Source organism: Nitrobacter hamburgensis X14 (assembly GCF_000013885.1).
In the GTDB taxonomy this organism is placed as follows: Bacteria; Pseudomonadota; Alphaproteobacteria; order Rhizobiales; family Xanthobacteraceae; genus Nitrobacter; species Nitrobacter hamburgensis.
Map to the genome: position 1 here is coordinate 949,200 of NC_007964.1, position 16,260 is coordinate 965,459.

Below are 16,260 nucleotides of genomic sequence, written 5' to 3' on the forward strand. Positions count from 1 at the left end.
AGCAAAGCTTTGAAACGATCGCATGACTATCCTCCTGGTCTACGAGGGAACGCATACGGAAAGCTGTTTCAGGCAGGCGGAAACACCCGCCACAGTGGATAATCTAAACTAAAACGCGCGCCCAACATAGTCGGTATCCGGTCGAGCGTTACGCCATTGCCCATCATAATCGGTCGTCGATCCGCACCAGCACCTCGTTGGCGGCGACGTTCTGCCCGCGTGTCACCGGGATCTCCCCGACTGTCAATCGGCGCCGAAGTTTGACCCCGTATTGGAGTGGGCCCCTTGGGCCGGACAAGGTCAGGCTGCTGGTTTGACCGTTTGCCGGGCGTGTTGATCCTCGAATTGCATGGGGCTGAGATAGCGAAGCGCTGAGTGAAGCCGTCGTCGGTTGTAAACCTCCTCAAGGAAATGCGGAAGGTTTTCGGTGACATCGGCGAACGTCTCGAAGGCCATCGGATAGACGGCTTCGACCTTGAGCGTTTTCATAAAGCTTTCCGCCTTGGCGTTGTCGTATGGATTGCCGGGCCGGCCCATGGAGCCGATTAGGCCGTGCGTGGCAAGGTGATCACGATAGGCAGTCGCGGCATATTGTGATCCGCGGTCGGAATGATGCACGCAGCCGGGTGGAGGGTTACGTCCTTCGATTGCGGCGGCCAGGGCCGCCAGCCATAGTGCTCGAACTCGTTGCAGATGGTGGCGATCGCTTCGACGATCGCGGTGTCGTCGGCGGCATTGCGCGGCTGATCATAGAAGCTTGTGCGCGAGAGCCCCATCAGCCGGCATCCTTCGGCAATGAAGAGACCACGGGGCCGGTGATCGCGGATGTAGCTCCGCTTCTCGGCCGCGGTCGTGTATGCAGAGCCCCCTTTAGAAACTCAAGCTCCAGGGCCTGCTTGCCGACCAGTCGTTCGAGCGCGGCGACGCGCGCCTCATAAGCCTGGAGAAGATCAGCCGCTGCGGCATCCTCATCGAGAGCGCCCGCCTGATACTTCTCAACCCAGATCCGGATCAGATTGCGTGAGACGTCGTAGCGCTTCGAGAGGGCGTGCAAGGTCTCGCCGCCGAGATACTCCTGCGAAACTTGCCGCTTGAACTCGACGCTGTGGGTTCGATGGCTTTGCCATGGGCCTTCATCCTCTGAAAGCCCAGCTACCCGGTCAATTGCTGAAAACCATCCCGTCCGGCCCAAGGGGCCCACTCCATCAGGGGGTCAATATTGCAGGCCGAATAACAGCCGGACCGGCACACCACCCAACGCTTGCCGTCGAGCGAGATGCCGCTGCCCGGCACGATCATGTGGACGTGCGGGTGATGGGTCATGGCCTAGCCTCAGGTATGGAGAACCGAGGTGATGCCGACGCTGGCGCCCAGATGCTTCGGATCGGCGGCGATTGTCAGCACGGTCTCGGCCGAGACCTTGAACAGCAGGTCGTAGATGACGGCCTTGTTCTGGTAGGCGATATCGGCGATGGCCGCCGGTAGGGTGAACACGACATGGAAGTACGGCACTGGCAGCAGATCGGCCTCGCGCGCCGCCAGCCATTCCTTTGCCGCCGCGCCCTGGCACTTCGGGCAGTGCCGATTGCGGCAACTATTGTACGAGACTTGGGTGTGCGCGCACTTCTCGCAGCGCGCGACATGACCGCCGAGCGCTGCCGTGCGACAGTTCTCGATCGCCGACATTACCTTGAGTTGGCCGAGGCTGACATGGCCGGCGTTGGCTTTGCGCCATGCCGGGCCGTGGCCGCGGAAGATGCCAGCGACCTCCAGCGATGGACGCGACACAAGAAGTCTCGCGTCAAGCAGGCGGCTCGGCTTGCGTCAGGGTGATGCGGTCGAGCGGGCTCATGACCTGTTGGATCGCCTTGGTGGCGACGCGCGCGTAGAGCGCCGTGGTGTCGAGCTTGGCATGACCGAGCAGGACCTGGATCACTCTGATATCGATGTTCTGCTCGAGTAGGTGAGTGGCGAAGCTGTGTCGCAGCGTATGCATAGACACCGGCTTACCGATCTCGGCCATGTCGGCGGCGGCATGGCAGGCGCGATTGAGTTGGCGCGTTGTCATCTGCCGCACGCGGTCTCGTCCTGGAAACAGCCAGCCCTGTGGGCGTGCCGCCTTGTACCAGGCACGCAAAAGTTCAAGCAGATGCGGCGACAGCATCACGTAGCGGTATTCGCGGCCTTTGCCTTGCTCGACGCGGATGATCATGCGCTTGCTGTCGATGTTACCGACCTTCAGCGCCACCACCTCGGAGACGCGCAATCCCGCCCCGTAAGCCACGCTCAGCGCCGCCTTGTACTTGAGCGCCGGCACCGCATCGAGCAGGCACGCCACTTCCTCCGGGCTGAGCACCACCGGCAGCTTGCTCGGTTCACGGACGAATGCCGTGCGTTCGACGAGGTCGGCGCGCCCGAGCGTGACTTTGAAGAAGAACCGCAGCGTCGAGACCGTCTGGTTGGCGGTGGGGACGCCAACGCCGCTCGCCGTCAGGTGAAGTTGGTAGCGCCGCACGTCCTCTGCGCTTGCCGTGTCGGGCGAGCGGCGAAGATAGACAGCGAAGTTCTTGACCCTCTGAAGGTAGTCATGTTGAGTCTTCGGCGCGAACTTGCGGATCGTCATGTCTTCGATCATGCGCTGCCGCAGCGGGCTTATGGCCTTGTCGGTCATGGGGGATGCTCCTGTCTTTGATGAAGGTTGCGAACTCCTTATCTCAAGACAGGACGCCCCGGCGTGCTATCGTGTTGCCGTGCCGCTGGCCGCGGCGAACTACCGCGCGAGAGGTTTAGTCCTTTGACCCGAACCGGTCACGCACCAGTTAGCCAACGACTGATCGGTTCCACGGTCCTAGATGCTGGCTGACTGCTTCCCGCCGATATGATATGCTAATGCTCCTCATGGAGGAGAACGATGCTCCCCCAATTGGGGGGAGACCGGCACTGCCACGCAAATCAATGTGATAGGCGGCTAGGCCACACGATGGAGGAAGCTATGTCCATCGAAAGCATTCTGAGGCGGAAGGGCACCGACGTCACAACAATAGGTCCGGAAGCCAATATCAAGAGCGCGGCGGGCTGGCTCCGCGCAAAGAATATTGGCGCTCTCGTGGTGACGAGTGGGGACGCAATTCTTGGCCTCATTTCCGAACGTGAAATCGTTGATGCATTTTTTCGCTACGGCGAGACTGCCGGGTCGATGCGTGTGAAGGAAATCATGCAACGCGGTGTGACCACCGTGTCCCCGGACGAAAGTGTCACTCGCGTGATGAACCTGATGACGCACCATCGCGTGCGACACTTGCCGGTACTACTCGGCGGCAAGCTGGCCGGTATCGTCAGCATCGGCGATGTAGTCAAGTATCGGCTGGAGGAACTGGAGCTTGAGACGAACGTCCTACGTGATGCCTACAACACCTCGCGTTGACGGCTCTAAATTACTACAAGCGCGCATTTGGAAAGATGCGCCGGTTTCGTGCGCAGCGATTGGCCAGGCACATTCTGGCCGCCAAGTGCGCGCTGGCTAATCATGATTTACGACAAGCACAACCGGATCTGGCGAGCTCAAGTTCACCGTGCTAGTGTTAGGACTTGGACCCATAAAATTGGTTTGAGCGGACTGCGTTTTGTGATTCAGGGTCTCCGACAGGAGCCTTTGATGAAGGAGGATCAGTTCTGGCTGACGGATGCACGGTTTTCGCGGATCGAACCGCATTTTCCGACAGATGCGCGAGGCAAGCCGCGCGTCGATGACCGTCGGGTGATCAGTGGGATCATCCACGTTCTCAAGTCCGGCGGGTGTTGGATCGATGCGCCATCCGATTATGGACCTCGAAGATGCTCTACGATCGCTATGTTCGCTGGGCCGCCAAGGGCGTCTGGGTCGATCTCTTCCATGTGCTGGCCAGCGCCGACGATCCTCCGGCCCAGGTGCTCATCGATTCCTCAGCCGTGAAGGCCCACCGTTCGGAGTCGAGAGATTTGAATAGCCGCGCCTAGCGCGATTTAGGCGCAACAAAACCTGCTAGATTACGACCTGCAGAACTCGATCCCCAAACTGGTCCCCAGGAGGCTCTGCAACCGATTATCTTGGCGGCTTAAAACACCCCGGCTGGATGAATCATCCAGCCGGATTTTCTCGTCGAGAACCAGTGCCGCTCGGCCGCCCTGCGGGTCCGCTAGTACGGATACTGATTGGGGCAAACCACATAACCGCGGGCGTCGCGGTAGCAGCCATTGTTGTAGTAGTTATAGCCATAGGCACCTATCGTAGCGGCACCGACCGCTGCCGCACCATAGGCTGCACCTCTATAGGCGCCGCGATAAGCCGCGCCCCGATAGACCCCGCGGGCAGCCGCTGCGCGCGCTACCGGCGCGCGGGCGATTGGACGGGACACATGAGCGTGGCGTCCGGCATGGACAGCCCCGCCCCGGAAGTGGGCACCATGCATGCCTCCTCCATGGAAGCCGCCGCCCCGAAAGCCGCCACCTCCACCACGGCGAGCGAATGCATCATCGGGAATCAGAGTCGCGGTAACAAGAACAGCTGTGGCTAGGCCAATAAGAGCATAACGAAGCATGGCGTCCTCCTCACGATTAGCTGTCGTACCTTCGGCCACCGAAAGACTTCTGCTCTGTCGGGTTTGTTGCTTGATTTAGATCAACGTTCCTCGGCAAGCCCGAAGATTATCTACAGAAGCCCCGCTACGACCCACTCGCGTGTGGGAAGTAAAGATCGTGATCGGAGACACATTTTCACAGCTGGCGGCATGGGTGCAGAACAAGCGTCCGCCCTCACCCCGTGCAGCGAAGGTGCCGGTGGTGGGTGGTGCCGGAAAGTGCGGCTAGAAAAACTGCTTTGACGAAATTTATGAATCCATCCGCCGTAGTTGGCACTGGAATCAACTCAGTCGACTGAAGGTCGAGATCCTCGACGCATGGCCAGCTACAGAGCATAGCAAGGGGATGCTTCAGTGCCAGGGCTGACTTTGATTTGAATCAATGCCGGGTCGCTTCCCTCCCTGGAGTGCTTTCTAAGAGAGCTTCAGCATCAGATGGAGTGTTTGCGGGTCTCGGTGTGCGGCGAGCTTGAAGCCGAACTTCCCGAATATTTTTATCATTGCCGCGTTTTCGGGGAGAACCTCTGCCGTTAGTTCCTGCAGTCCGGCATCGCTCGCGAACTTGACGAGATGACGCATCAGGATCGAACCTACGCCACGTCCCTGCCAGCTGTCGACGACGACAAATGCCATCTCGGCCCGACCCGGCGCGAAAACAATGTACCTGCCGCCTCCGGCGATCACCTTGCGGCCGGCGTCTTCTGCGAGCGCGACAATCGCAACATGATTTTTGAAGTCGATGTCGATGAAGAAGGCGCGCTCCTTCTCCGAGAAGTGCCGCTTCATGACGAAAAAGCGGCGCTGCAGTGATTGCGCGCTAGTCCTTTCGACCGCAGCGAGCATGTCGGCTTCATCCTCCCGCCGGAGCGCGCGGATTTCGACTTGGCTGCCGTCGCGCAGAAGCTCCCGTGCAGTGTAGTTGATGACCTCAGTCATTGGGCCTCGTGTATCGGCAAACACGGACAGCACTATCGATCGGAGCCGCCAGTTGGAGCCCAGACCAACTCACGGCTGTTTGATCTGGATCAAGACTATGACACGAGGGCGGCCGGTAGCTTGGTGACAGTATGCTCGCCCTCAGTTGAAGGTGCGTCCTTGAAAACCTTTCGCCAGTACTTGCCTGGAGACGACGTCATTCAGCTTGCGATCCGGCTCGGGTTGCTCGCTTTACTGATTTACTGGACGTTCGTTCTGATCCGTCCCTTTGTGCCTATCTTGGCCTGGAGCATCGTACTCACTGTTGCGCTCTATCCTGTCTTTGATCTCCTTTCCCGACTTCTCGGTGGTCGTCCACGGCTTGCAGCGGCACTTCTCACCCTCATCAATCTCGGGATCGTCATCGGACCGGCGACTTGGCTTGGCTTGAGTGCCTTGGACGGGGTGAAGGAACTCGCCGGACAGCTGAATGCTGGTAACCTGGTGGTTCCGTCTCCTCCGGAGGGTGTCAAGGATTGGCCGCTCATCGGCCCGAATCTTTACGAGTTCTGGAATCAGGCATCCAGCAACATTCGAGCGGCGTTGCGTGAGGTGGCTCCTTATCTGAAGCCATTGGCAGGCGTTTTGCTGGCTCTTGCGGGTAATGCCGGTGTGGGCACGCTGAAGTTTCTCCTGTCTGTAGCGCTGGCCGGGTTTCTCTTCCCCTACGGCTCGCAGCTTATAGAGGCAGGCAAGAGCTTCCTCTATCGCATCGTGCCTGAGCAGAGCGAACATTTCCTCGAACTGGCGGGTGCAACCATCCGCGCGGTATCCCAGGGCGTCATCGGTGTCGCAATCATCCAGTCCCTATTGGCCGGCATCGGCTTCAAGCTGGCAGGTATTTCCAGCGCTGGCCTGTTGGCTTTCGCAGTTATGATCCTGTCAATCGTTCAGGTCGGCGCGGCAATCGTCCTGGTTCCAGTGATCATTTGGATCTGGATGGACAAGGATTTCACTACGGCGCTCCTGCTGACGGTGTTCCTGGGTCTCGTCGGCGTACTCGACAACGTCTTGAAGCCGCTCGTGATGAAGCGTGGCCTGACGACCCCGACACTTGTCATCTTTGTGGGGGTGATCGGAGGAACGCTCGCGCATGGAATTGTCGGCCTCTTTATCGGACCGATCATTCTCTCCCTGGCCTGGGAGTTGACGGTGGCCTGGATACGGAGCGATCGCGCCGGCACAGCGTCATTGCCCAGCTGATTGTCGAACGTTGACCTAAATCAACGTTCGATGCCGCGATGCTCCTTGAATGAACTGCACGACGGCGAGGTCAAGACATGTCGATAGACAAAGCAACATTGCCGGGCGGTGCCTTGTCAGGGTTTGTTGCTTCGGCTGTGGAGTACATGATGGATGCAGGTCAGCGCAACGTCCTGTTCATGGACGTCTTGCGTCGACGCGGCGATCAGTATCGAGAACACGCCGCGCAAACGGCGCCACATGTCTTGCATTATGCCGCCGAACTGATTGTCGACGGCCGAACACTGGATGAACCGGTGAATTATGCGCTGGTGCGTATTATCCCGCCCAAAGACGTTGAAATTGATCTCGACCGGCGACCGTTTATCGTGGTCGATCCCCGCGCCGGGCATGGTCCGGGAATCGGCGGATTCAAGGCGGACAGCGAAATCGGCGTTGCGATGAAAGCGGGGCATCCGTGCTATTTCATTGGCTTCCTGCCCGAACCGATGCCTGGACAAACAATCGAGCGGATCGCGCGCGCCGAAGCCCTATTCATTGAGAAAGTCATCAGCCTTCATCCGAAAGCCGACGGCAAGCCGTGTGTCATCGGAAATTGCCAGGCCGGCTGGGCCGTCATGATCCTCGCATCGCTGCGACCGGAACTATTCGGCCCCACCATCATTGCAGGCGCCCCACTTGCCTATTGGGCGGGCGTACATGGCAAATACCCGATGCGCTACTCGGGCGGCCTGCTGGGAGGAAGCTGGCTGACCGCGCTGACGAGCGATCTCGGAGCCGGCAAATTCGACGGCGCTTGGCTCGTGCAAAACTTCGAGAGTCAGAATCCTTCGAATACGCTGTGGACCAAGCAGTACAATGTCTACTCAAAGGTCGATACCGAGGCCGAGCGATATCTCGAATTCGAACGCTGGTGGGGCGGGCACGTCAACCTGAATGCCGAGGAAATCCAGTTCATCGTCGACGAGCTGTTTGTCGGGAATAATCTCGCCGCCGGTCGCATCAGGATGTCTGATGGTCAGCCGGTCGATCTGCGTAATATCAGATCACCGATCGTGGTATTCTGCTCCAAGGGGGATAATATTACCCCGCCGCAGCAGGCGTTGGACTGGATCCTCGATCTCTATGCAGACGTCGACGAAATCAGGGCCTACGCGCAGACGATTGTCTACACGGTTCACGAGAACGTCGGCCATCTCGGCATTTTCGTTTCCGGCGGCATTGCCAAGAAAGAACACGCGGAATTTTCCAGCAATATCGATCTGATCGATATCTTGCCACCCGGTCTCTACGAAGCGACTTTCGAGGCCAAGGGGACCGACACGACGAATGTCGACGTTGCCGTCGGCCAGTGGGTCATGCGCTGCGAGGCGCGGACGCTTGATGACATCCGTGCCATGGGTGGCAATTCGCCCGAGGATGAACGGCGGTTTGCCGCCGCCAAGCGTGTATCGGAAATCAATCTGGCCGCTTACCAGAAGTTTCTGCAGCCCTGGATCAAAGGCATGGTGACTCCGCAGGTGGCGGAGTTGATGCGTGGTCTGCATCCGTTGCGACTTCAGTATGAAGCCTTTAGCAGCCAGAATCCGCTCATGTCCGCGGTGAAGTCGCTGGCGGAGCAGGTGAACGAGGATCGGAAGCAGGTCTCGACGGGCAATCCCTTCGTTGCCTTTCAGGAGCAGGTCTCCAAACAAATCGTTCACGCTCTGGACATTTGGCGGGATTCGCAGGAGGCGCTGAGCGAGGCGACTTTTCTTGCAGTCTACGGCTCACCGGCGTTGCAAGCGGCTGTCGGAATCGATCCGCAATCCGCCCCATCGCGCCCGCAGGAGATGTCTGCTGCACACCGTGAAATGCTCGATAGGCGGATCGCCGAGCTGAAATCCAGAATTGGCGAAGGTGGCCTTCGCGAAGCGGCCATTCGCGGTCTGCTATATGTCGGGTCAGCGAGAGGAATGGTGGACGAGCGTAGCCTTGAAGCGCTGCGCAACGTTCGCCGGAGCAACTCCGGTGCGCGGCTGACGTTGACCGAGTTCAAAATGCTGGTCCGCGACCAGTTCTTCATGCTTCTGCTGGATCAAGAAGGAGCGCTGACCGCGATACCGAAGCTGTTGCCCGACGATGCAAGCGCCCGCCAGGCGGCCTTCGCGGCAATTGGCGAAGTGTTGTCCGCTAGTGCGGCAATTTCGGGTGAGGCCGCGAAGCGTCTGAAGCGTATTGCCGAACTGTTCGGGATCGATGTCGACGAAGTGTCAGCTATGAGTTCTAACATCGCCACCTTCGATCCAAAAGCGAAGGCATCGTAGCGTTAATCGGAAAGATCCGGAGCGACACCATGAACGCCATGCCGGCCAATTCAGGACAAGCGCGCTCTCCCAGAAAATATGACCGTCTGATCGCAGCGGCCAAGGCGGTGCCGCCGGCGCAGACCATTGTGGTGCATCCCTGCGATGAAACATCGTTGCGCGGCGTCATCGATAGTGCGGCGGCGGGCATCATCCGGCCGACACTGGTCGGACCTGAAGGGAAAATCAGGGATACGGCCAGCAAGTGTGGCCTGGACATTTCTGGCTTCAAGATCGTCGATGTTTCGCACAGCGAGGCTGCGGCTGCAAAGGGCGTTGAGCTCATCCATGCTGCCGAGGGCGAGATGCTGATGAAGGGCAGCTTGCACACCGACGAATTGATGCGCAGCATTACGGCAAAGGTGGGCGGGCTGCGAACCAATCGGCGGATCAGCCATGTGTTCGTAATGGATGTACCGGCCTATGCCGAAACACTGTTTGTGACGGACGCAGCCATCAACATCTTTCCCGATCTCGATGCCAAACGGGATATCATTCAGAACGCGATTGATCTGTACACGCAAACCGGATTCGGGAAATCGCCGCGTGTGGCGATCCTGTCGGCGGTCGAGACCGTTACCCAGAGTATCCCGTCTACGATCGAGGCCGCGGCGCTCTGCAAAATGGCCGATCGAGGGCAAATCACCGACGGCGTGCTCGACGGACCGCTTGCGTTCGACAATGCGATCGATGTTGAGGCGGCACGGATCAAGGGAATCAGGTCCGAGGTTGCCGGGCGGGCGCAGATACTGCTCGTTCCGGATCTCGAGGCCGGAAATATGCTGGCGAAAAATCTCGCCTACTTCGCCAAGGCGGATAGCGCTGGCATCGTGCTCGGCGCCCGGGTGCCTGTCGTTCTGACGTCGCGTGCAGACTCGGCGCGCGCTCGGATGGCGTCCTGCGCTGTCGCGGCTCTCTATGCGAATGCAAGGCGCCAGCAGGCTCCAACTGTTGCCGCGTGATCGCCATGGATAGCATCCTCGTCGTCAATGCAGGCTCCTCAAGCGTCAAGTTCCAGGTCTTCTCAGCTGAGGGAGAGGGGAAGCTGCTACGGCAGATCAAGGGCCAGGTCGATGGCATTGGCAGTCGTCCTCGCCTGCGGGCGAGCGGTGCGGATAACGAACCTTTGGCCGACCGCGCCTACCCGATCGAGTCGGTTTCGGACGTTCCAGCCGCAATGGGCGTCGCCGGCGGATGGTTGCGGGACGAACTCCGCATTAGCCCGATGGCAGTCGGCCATCGCGTGGTTCATGGCGGTCCGGATTATGACCGGCCGGTGCTGATCGACCACGGTGTCGTAGCGCGGTTGGAGCGGTTCGTGGCGCTGGCCCCGCTCCATCAGCCGAATAATCTGGATCCGATCCGGTCGCTTCTCGCTAATTTTCCAGCTCTCCCGCAGGTGGCTTGTTTCGACACTGCGTTTCACCGCACGCATGACGCTGTCGCTGACTACTATGCAATTCCATATCAATTTTACGTCGAGGGCGTGCGGCGTTACGGATTTCACGGTCTCTCATATGAATATGTCGCAAAGACCTTGCCGCACGTCGCGCCCGAAATCGCCAAGGGGCGGGTGATTGTTGCGCATCTCGGTAGTGGAGCCTCGATGTGCGCGTTAAAGGGTGGGCGAAGCATCGAGAGCACGATGGGGTTCACTGCGCTCGACGGGCTACCTATGGGAACGCGTCCAGGGCAAATCGATCCTGGTGTTGTGCTCTATCTGGTCTCTGAGAAGGGCATGTCGCCCGCCAAAGCACAAGACTTCCTTTACCGGGATTGCGGATTGAAAGGACTCTCGGGTGTCAGCAACGATATGCGCGAACTGGAGGCAAGCGAGGATCCTAAGGCGAAACTCGCGGTTGATTATTTCGTCTATCGGGTCGGCCTCAACGCTGGCATGCTCGCAGCCGCACTGCAGGGGCTCGACGCTTTCGTCTTTACCGCCGGTATCGGCGAAAATTCGATGCGTATCCGGGCGCGCATCGCCGATCAACTGGCGTGGCTTGGCGTCACGCTTGATCCCACCCAAAATTCCCGCCACGCGCGCCTGATATCCGGTTCCGACAGCCGCATCCCGGTTTATGTCATACCGACCGACGAGGAGTTGATGATTGCGCAGCATACATTGTCGTTGCTGTTGGACAGATCGTCATCGAGTGTCAGGCATGAGAGGGTGTCATGATTCCCGAATTCCCGGATGCTAAGGTCGCCCTGAAAGGCAAGAAGGGCTTGATCGTCGGCATCGCCAACGATCAATCGATCGCTTGGGGGTGCGCCAAGGCATTTCGTGCGCTCGGGGCTGACCTCGCCGTGACCTATCTGAACGAGCGCGCGAAAAAACACGTGGAGCCGCTTGCACAGGGATTGAAGTCGCCGATCTTCATGCCGCTGGATGTCATGGTCGAGGGCCAGGTGGAACAGGTGTTTGAGCGGATCGCCAAGGAGTGGGGGCAGCTCGATTTCCTCCTGCATTCCATCGCTTTTTCCCCGAAGGAGGCGCTCCATGGACGGGTGGTGGACGTAGGTCGCGATGGCTTCCTTAAGACGATGGATGTCTCGTGCTGGTCATTTATGCGAATGGCTCATCTCGCCGAGCCACTGATGAAGAAGGGCGGTACGATATTCACCATGACCTATTATGGCAGCCAGATGGTGGTGGAGAACTACAATGTGATGGGCGTTGCGAAGGCGGCCCTTGAAGCGGCCGTCCGCTACCTGGCTGCGGAATTGGGTCCGAAGGGGATCCGCGTTCACGCGATCTCGCCCGGGCCGCTCGCCACGCGGGCAGCGTCGGGAATCCCGGACTTCGACGAATTGATGGACAAGGCGCAATCGAAGGCGCCGACGCGCAGTCTAGTCAGTATCGACGACGTCGGAAACGCAACTGCATTTCTGGCGCTCGACGGCGCCAAGCTCATCACGGGTGGCGTCCTCTATATCGACGGTGGTTATCACATCATTGATTGAGTGTGCCGACGCCTGCGAGACTTCAGTCCGGTCGTTCGTGGCAATCCCAGCGCCAATGGCAGATTTGATCTCATTGAAGCCGCGGAATATCCGCGTGCTCACCTGATCAGATTTTCATCTCGGGGACGGTGTCGGGGATGACAAGCTCGGCGTCTGTCACAGCCACAACCTCGGCCACGCTGATACCCGGTGCGGTTTCCAGCAACGTCGCCCGACCTTCCGGGAAAGCGATGACAGCCATGTCGGTGACGACCAAACTCACCGGCCTTGTCGAAGTGAGCGGCAGAGTGCACTTGCTGACGATCTTCGATTTGCCCTTCGCGGCGTGCTGCATAGCGATGATAACTCGCTTGGCGCCACTCACGAGATCCATCGCTCCGCCCATCCCCGGCACCATCTTGCCGGGGATCATCCAGTTCGCGAGATGTCCATGCGTATCGACCTGGAGGCCGCCCAGCACCGTCACATCGACATGGCCGCCGCGGATCAATCCAAAGGATATCGCGCTGTCGAAGGTGCTGGCGCCCGGCAGGGCGCTGATCGGGCGCCCGCCCGCATCCGTCAGAAGCGGGTGAGCCAAGCCTTGTTCCGGTATAGGTCCGGTACCGATCAATCCGTTTTCCGATTGGAAGAATACCTTGAGCTCGGACGGAACATAGTTGGCGACCAGCGTCGGTATGCCGATCCCCAGATTCACAAGGGCACCGGCATGTAGTTCTTTTGCGACACGCCGGGCGATGACTGTCTGCGCATCCATGGTTCACCCGTTCGCAATAAGGTAATCGACCAGCGGCGCCGGAGTTACGACATGGTCCGGGGCGATCACGCCTACCGGAACGATGTTCTCCGCCGTCACGATGACCGTGTCGGCTGCCATCGCCATGATCGGATTGAAGTTGCGCGCTGTCAGCGCGTAGGCGAGGTTACCGAGGTAATCTGCCAGAAATGCGTGAACCAGGGCGAATTGCGCGCGTAGAGCGGTCTCGAGCAGAAACGTGGTCTCGTTTACCTGGATCTGGCGCTTGCCTTCAGCCACCAAAGTGCCGACGCCTGTCGGCGTGAGAACCCCTCCGAGACCGCATCCGCCGGCACGAATGCGCTCGGCGAAGGTCCCTTGCGGAACGAGATCGACGGCAAGCTTGTTGGCCAGCATCTGCTGCTGCACAAGTGGATTGAGACCGATATGGGTTGCTGTGAGGCGCAAAACGAGTGCCGCGTCGAACAGCTTGCCGACACCTTTGCCGGGTGTTGCAGCGTCGTTGCTGATGATCGAAAGCTCGGATTTTTGCTGGCGAACCACTTCGTCGAGCAGACGTTCCGGCGCCCCGACGCCCATAAAGCCCCCAACCATCACACTCGCCCCTCGCGGGATCATTGCAACGGCCTCTTCGGTGGAAAGGGTCCGCATGATCGAAACTCCGCTCGACGATAATCCTTGGAACGTGGGAGTGAGGGAATGTTTGACGGGCGCCGGCAGCGCATTATTGATTTGCATCAAGGCTTTTGGCTAATCGGATCGACCGATGGTGATGCCGACGTCTTCGAGCGTTCTGATCCAAAGCTCGCCTGTGCGCGCCGTTGAGATTTTTCCTTGAGCTGAGTCAAAGGACGGGGTCCTCCCGCGCCTAGCCTCGCACCAAGGATGATCGGGAGAAAAAATCCGCCATGACCGTGAGACAAGCCATGCGGCGGTACTTCATTAGTGTGCTGCGGCTGTTGCCCATCTCCGGACGGTAGCTGCCGCAATGCCGGCTCGTTGTTGTCCCCGGCATTGGGCATTCGATGAATCTCACTTACACTACACTCGGTTATGGAGATATCACGCCAGTGGGACCTTGGCAGCTGACTGGGTCGATGACCGCAATGAACGGCATCCTTATGTTCGGTTGGTCAACTGCGGTTCTGTTCGAGGTACTCCGCAAGACGCTCGACCGCTTCGCGCCGATCGAGACTCCCGGGTTCAGTTCTGCAGATCGAGTCTAGCGAGCTGCCGTCGATTCACAAGGACGATCTGGCGCTGATCGCTGCCAACGAATCCGATGACGTCGAGTTCATGCAGCCGCGATAGTGCGCGAGACACTGTTTCCAGTGTCAGCCCTAAATAGTCGGCAATATCGCGCCGCGACATCGGCAGTGGTATGACGCCGGCCGCCGTGAGCCGTCGGTCCATCTCGATCAGGAAGGCTGCGACCCGCTCCAGAGAAGTTTTGCGACCGAGCAGGAGCATGTGATTTTCCGCATGCTGCAGATTGTCCGTCGTCATGCTGAGCAGGTTTCGCGAGACCATAGGATCGCTCTCGGCCATCATCTCAAGGCTCCGTCGTTTGATCAAGCGAACCGTGGTGCTCACGATCGCCTCTGTCGTAAACCGGTGCTCGCTTCCGTTTTCCAGTCCGAAGATGTCGCCGACGAGGTGGAACGCGCCGATCTGGCGGCGGCCGTCTGAAAGCAGTTTGTAGCTTCGCACGGCGCCCGCCTTGACCTGATAGACGTACTCCGCAGGCTCCTTTTCCCCGTAGATTTCAGTACCTTTCTTGTAGGTAAATTCGTTTAAACTTACTTTTTGATTTGAATCACTCGCTATTCCGAGTTCGCCGAGCGAGGTGGCGCGATATGCCAAATCGGTGGTAACGCGGACAAACATGGCCAACTCCTATATAACAACCGGTTGTTGGATATGGTCTGCCTCTACGAGGTGTTTCCGTGGGTGGAACGCTCTTTGTCGTGGCCGTGGAGCTTCCGCTAAGACCTATTTTTTGACCATTGTCTGAAGGGTCATTGTACCAAAGGACAGGTCTGTAATAGGATGTCAGAGAAGATAGCTCGGGGCAGGGATACCGTTCCTAGTGGATCGCGTCTGACATTTGAATCCGGGATGGGATTCCCATCTGACTGGATGCATGCGAGTCTGGCGCATGCGAACCGGAATTTTCATCACCCTTAAGCCTGCCGACCGCCGCCATCTGAAGGCGCTGGCGCGGAATCGCAACACCCCACACAAGCATGTTTGGCGGGCCGAGATCGTACTGTTGAGCGCGGACGGTTTCGGCACCCATGAGATCATGCGCCGGACCGGCAAGTCGAAGACCTGTGTGTGGCGCTGGCAGGAACGCTTCATGGTGGCGGGTTATGACGGCCTCCTGCACGATAAGACACGCCCCTCGCGCATTCCGCCGCTGGGGTCGGGCATCGCTGAACGCGTCGTGGCGCTCACCCGGACCGAGCCGCCAGCAGAGGCGACCCACTGGACCTCGGCCATGATGGCGAAGGTCGTCGATATCAGCGCGAGTTCCGTTCAACGCATCTGGCGCGCCCATGGGCTGCAGCCGCACCGGGTGAAACAGTTCAAGCTCTCCACTGACCCGCGCTTCGTCGACAAATTGCGCGATGTCGTCGGCCTCTATGTCGATCCGCCCGCCCATGCCGTCGTTCTCTCGGTCGATGAAAAAAGCCAAATCCAGGCGCTCGACCGCACCCAGCCCGGCTTGCCAATAAAGAAGGGTCGCGCCGGGACGATGACCCACGACTACAAGCGTCATGGCACGACGACACTGTTTGCGGCCCTCAACGTCCTCGACGGCACCGTCATTGGCCGCAATATGCAGCGCCATCGGCACCAGGAGTTCATCCGCTTCCTCAACGCCGTCGAAGCGCAGGTGCCGCCGCGAAAGCAAATCCACGCTATCGTCGACAACTATGCAACCCACAAGCACCCGAAAGTGCGCCAGTGGTTGGCCCGGCATCCCCGCTGGGCCTTCCACTTCACGCCCACATCAGCATCCTGGCTCAACGCCGTCGAGGGCTTCTTCGCCAAACTCACAAAACGACGACTGAAACGCGGCATCTTCCGATCGGTCGTCGACCTGCAGGCTGCAATCAATCGCTTCGTAATCGAACATAACGCCGAACCGAAGCCCTTCACATGGACTGCCGATCCCAACAAAATTATCCGAGCCGTCAGACGCGGGCACCAAGTGTTAGATTCCATCCACTAGCCCTGACGTTTGGATCTTTTGATATTTCAATTTCTTGAGCAGACATTGTTTGAGTAGATCGATTGCTCGCCGTGTGAGGATCAGCTTGTGCTGGAGGCCATGGATTTGGCCCCAAATGCCGTAGTGATCCTGGGAGCGAGATATAAGCAAGAGTGACGG

The 16,260-nt window shown here is 59.0% G+C and carries 18 protein-coding genes and 3 pseudogenes; 11 read left to right on the forward strand and 10 right to left on the reverse strand.

Translation table 11 applies throughout. The features are described 5' to 3' along the window. Positions 1–300: 300 nt before the first annotated feature. From NHAM_RS27955 to NHAM_RS04445, 5 genes and pseudogenes are all read right to left on the reverse strand, one after another. Entirely contained in the window at positions 301–648 is a 348-nt protein-coding gene (locus tag NHAM_RS27955; protein WP_430707701.1) for a transposase, read from the reverse strand. Then, positions 546–776, reverse strand: a complete 231-nt coding sequence (locus tag NHAM_RS27960) for a hypothetical protein (protein ID WP_049769292.1) — start codon at positions 774–776, stop codon at positions 546–548. Before NHAM_RS27960 ends, NHAM_RS27955 begins: the two co-directional genes overlap by 103 nt. Further along, entirely contained in the window at positions 776–1,201 is a 426-nt protein-coding gene (locus tag NHAM_RS04435; RefSeq protein WP_283805361.1) for a transposase, read from the reverse strand. The genes NHAM_RS27960 and NHAM_RS04435 overlap by 1 nt, the downstream gene beginning before the upstream one ends. 29 nt (positions 1,202–1,230) lie before the next feature. Beyond that, a pseudogene (locus NHAM_RS04440) lies at positions 1,231–1,788 on the reverse strand (IS91 family transposase); the annotation flags it as partial. A 13-nt stretch (positions 1,789–1,801) separates the two neighbouring features. Further along, positions 1,802–2,671 (reverse strand): tyrosine-type recombinase/integrase, encoded by an 870-nt coding sequence (locus NHAM_RS04445; protein ID WP_011509425.1) that lies wholly within the window; start codon positions 2,669–2,671, stop codon positions 1,802–1,804. A gap of 321 nt (positions 2,672–2,992) precedes the next feature. On the opposite strand from NHAM_RS04445, the gene NHAM_RS04450 reads away from it, so the two are divergent. After that, positions 2,993–3,424 (forward strand): CBS domain-containing protein, encoded by a 432-nt coding sequence (locus NHAM_RS04450; protein WP_041357701.1) that lies wholly within the window; start codon positions 2,993–2,995, stop codon positions 3,422–3,424. Positions 3,425–3,655: 231 nt separating this feature from the next. After that, positions 3,656–3,972 (forward strand): annotated as a pseudogene (locus tag NHAM_RS04455) (transposase); the annotation flags it as partial. Positions 3,973–4,175: 203 nt separating this feature from the next. On the opposite strand, the gene NHAM_RS27965 reads toward NHAM_RS04455, so the two are convergent. After that, positions 4,176–4,394, reverse strand: coding sequence for a hypothetical protein (locus NHAM_RS27965; RefSeq protein ID WP_245269996.1), 219 nt, complete (start codon positions 4,392–4,394; stop codon positions 4,176–4,178). On the opposite strand from NHAM_RS27965, the gene NHAM_RS27970 reads away from it, so the two are divergent. Next, complete coding sequence (locus tag NHAM_RS27970) at positions 4,395–4,553, forward strand: hypothetical protein (RefSeq protein WP_245269997.1); 159 nt, start codon at positions 4,395–4,397, stop codon at positions 4,551–4,553. Between the two features lie 477 nt (positions 4,554–5,030). Here the strand turns inward: NHAM_RS27970 and NHAM_RS04460 are convergent, their stop codons facing one another. Further along, positions 5,031–5,552, reverse strand: coding sequence for a GNAT family N-acetyltransferase (locus NHAM_RS04460; protein WP_011509427.1), 522 nt, complete (start codon positions 5,550–5,552; stop codon positions 5,031–5,033). A 159-nt stretch (positions 5,553–5,711) separates the two neighbouring features. Here NHAM_RS04460 and NHAM_RS04465 point away from each other — a divergent pair, with 159 nt between their 5' ends. The 5 genes from NHAM_RS04465 (at position 5,712) to fabI (ending at position 12,106) form a co-directional block, all read left to right on the forward strand. Next, positions 5,712–6,794 carry an AI-2E family transporter gene (locus tag NHAM_RS04465; protein ID WP_011509428.1) on the forward strand — a complete coding sequence of 361 codons (1,083 nt, stop codon included), beginning with the start codon at positions 5,712–5,714 and terminating at the stop codon, positions 6,792–6,794. Between the two features lie 77 nt (positions 6,795–6,871). Then, the gene (locus NHAM_RS04470) at positions 6,872–9,100 is read left to right on the forward strand and encodes a DUF3141 domain-containing protein (protein WP_011509429.1); all 2,229 of its coding nucleotides are present in this window, start codon (positions 6,872–6,874) and stop codon (positions 9,098–9,100) included. A gap of 38 nt (positions 9,101–9,138) precedes the next feature. Beyond that, positions 9,139–10,101, forward strand: coding sequence for a phosphate acetyltransferase (locus NHAM_RS04475; protein ID WP_041358749.1), 963 nt, complete (start codon positions 9,139–9,141; stop codon positions 10,099–10,101). A 5-nt stretch (positions 10,102–10,106) separates the two neighbouring features. Next, positions 10,107–11,321, forward strand: coding sequence for an acetate/propionate family kinase (locus NHAM_RS04480; RefSeq protein ID WP_011509431.1), 1,215 nt, complete (start codon positions 10,107–10,109; stop codon positions 11,319–11,321). Continuing rightward, positions 11,318–12,106 (forward strand): enoyl-ACP reductase FabI, encoded by a 789-nt coding sequence (gene fabI / locus NHAM_RS04485; RefSeq protein WP_011509432.1) that lies wholly within the window; start codon positions 11,318–11,320, stop codon positions 12,104–12,106. Before NHAM_RS04480 ends, fabI begins: the two co-directional genes overlap by 4 nt. Before the next feature lie 106 nt (positions 12,107–12,212). Here fabI and NHAM_RS04490 read toward each other — a convergent pair whose 3' ends face one another. Both NHAM_RS04490 and NHAM_RS04495 read right to left on the reverse strand, forming a co-directional pair. Next, positions 12,213–12,863, reverse strand: coding sequence for a 3-oxoacid CoA-transferase subunit B (locus NHAM_RS04490; protein ID WP_011509433.1), 651 nt, complete (start codon positions 12,861–12,863; stop codon positions 12,213–12,215). Positions 12,864–12,866: 3 nt separating this feature from the next. Further along, positions 12,867–13,514 (reverse strand): CoA transferase subunit A, encoded by a 648-nt coding sequence (locus NHAM_RS04495; protein ID WP_011509434.1) that lies wholly within the window; start codon positions 13,512–13,514, stop codon positions 12,867–12,869. Positions 13,515–13,562: 48 nt separating this feature from the next. On the opposite strand from NHAM_RS04495, the gene NHAM_RS28815 reads away from it, so the two are divergent. Then, positions 13,563–13,688, forward strand: a complete 126-nt coding sequence (locus NHAM_RS28815; protein WP_283805362.1) for a hypothetical protein — start codon at positions 13,563–13,565, stop codon at positions 13,686–13,688. A gap of 206 nt (positions 13,689–13,894) precedes the next feature. Beyond that, positions 13,895–14,089: pseudogene (locus tag NHAM_RS24520) on the forward strand (ion channel); the annotation flags it as partial. Here the strand turns inward: NHAM_RS24520 and NHAM_RS04500 are convergent. Next, positions 14,067–14,750 (reverse strand): helix-turn-helix domain-containing protein, encoded by a 684-nt coding sequence (locus NHAM_RS04500; RefSeq protein ID WP_011509435.1) that lies wholly within the window; start codon positions 14,748–14,750, stop codon positions 14,067–14,069. The pseudogene NHAM_RS24520 and the gene NHAM_RS04500 sit on opposite strands and share 23 nt — an antisense overlap. 271 nt (positions 14,751–15,021) lie before the next feature. Between NHAM_RS04500 and NHAM_RS04505 the strand changes: the two genes are divergently transcribed. Beyond that, positions 15,022–16,101: an IS630 family transposase gene (locus NHAM_RS04505; protein WP_081434946.1), complete on the forward strand. Its 1,080-nt coding sequence runs from the start codon at positions 15,022–15,024 to the stop codon at positions 16,099–16,101. Positions 16,102–16,260: the final 159 nt, after the last annotated feature.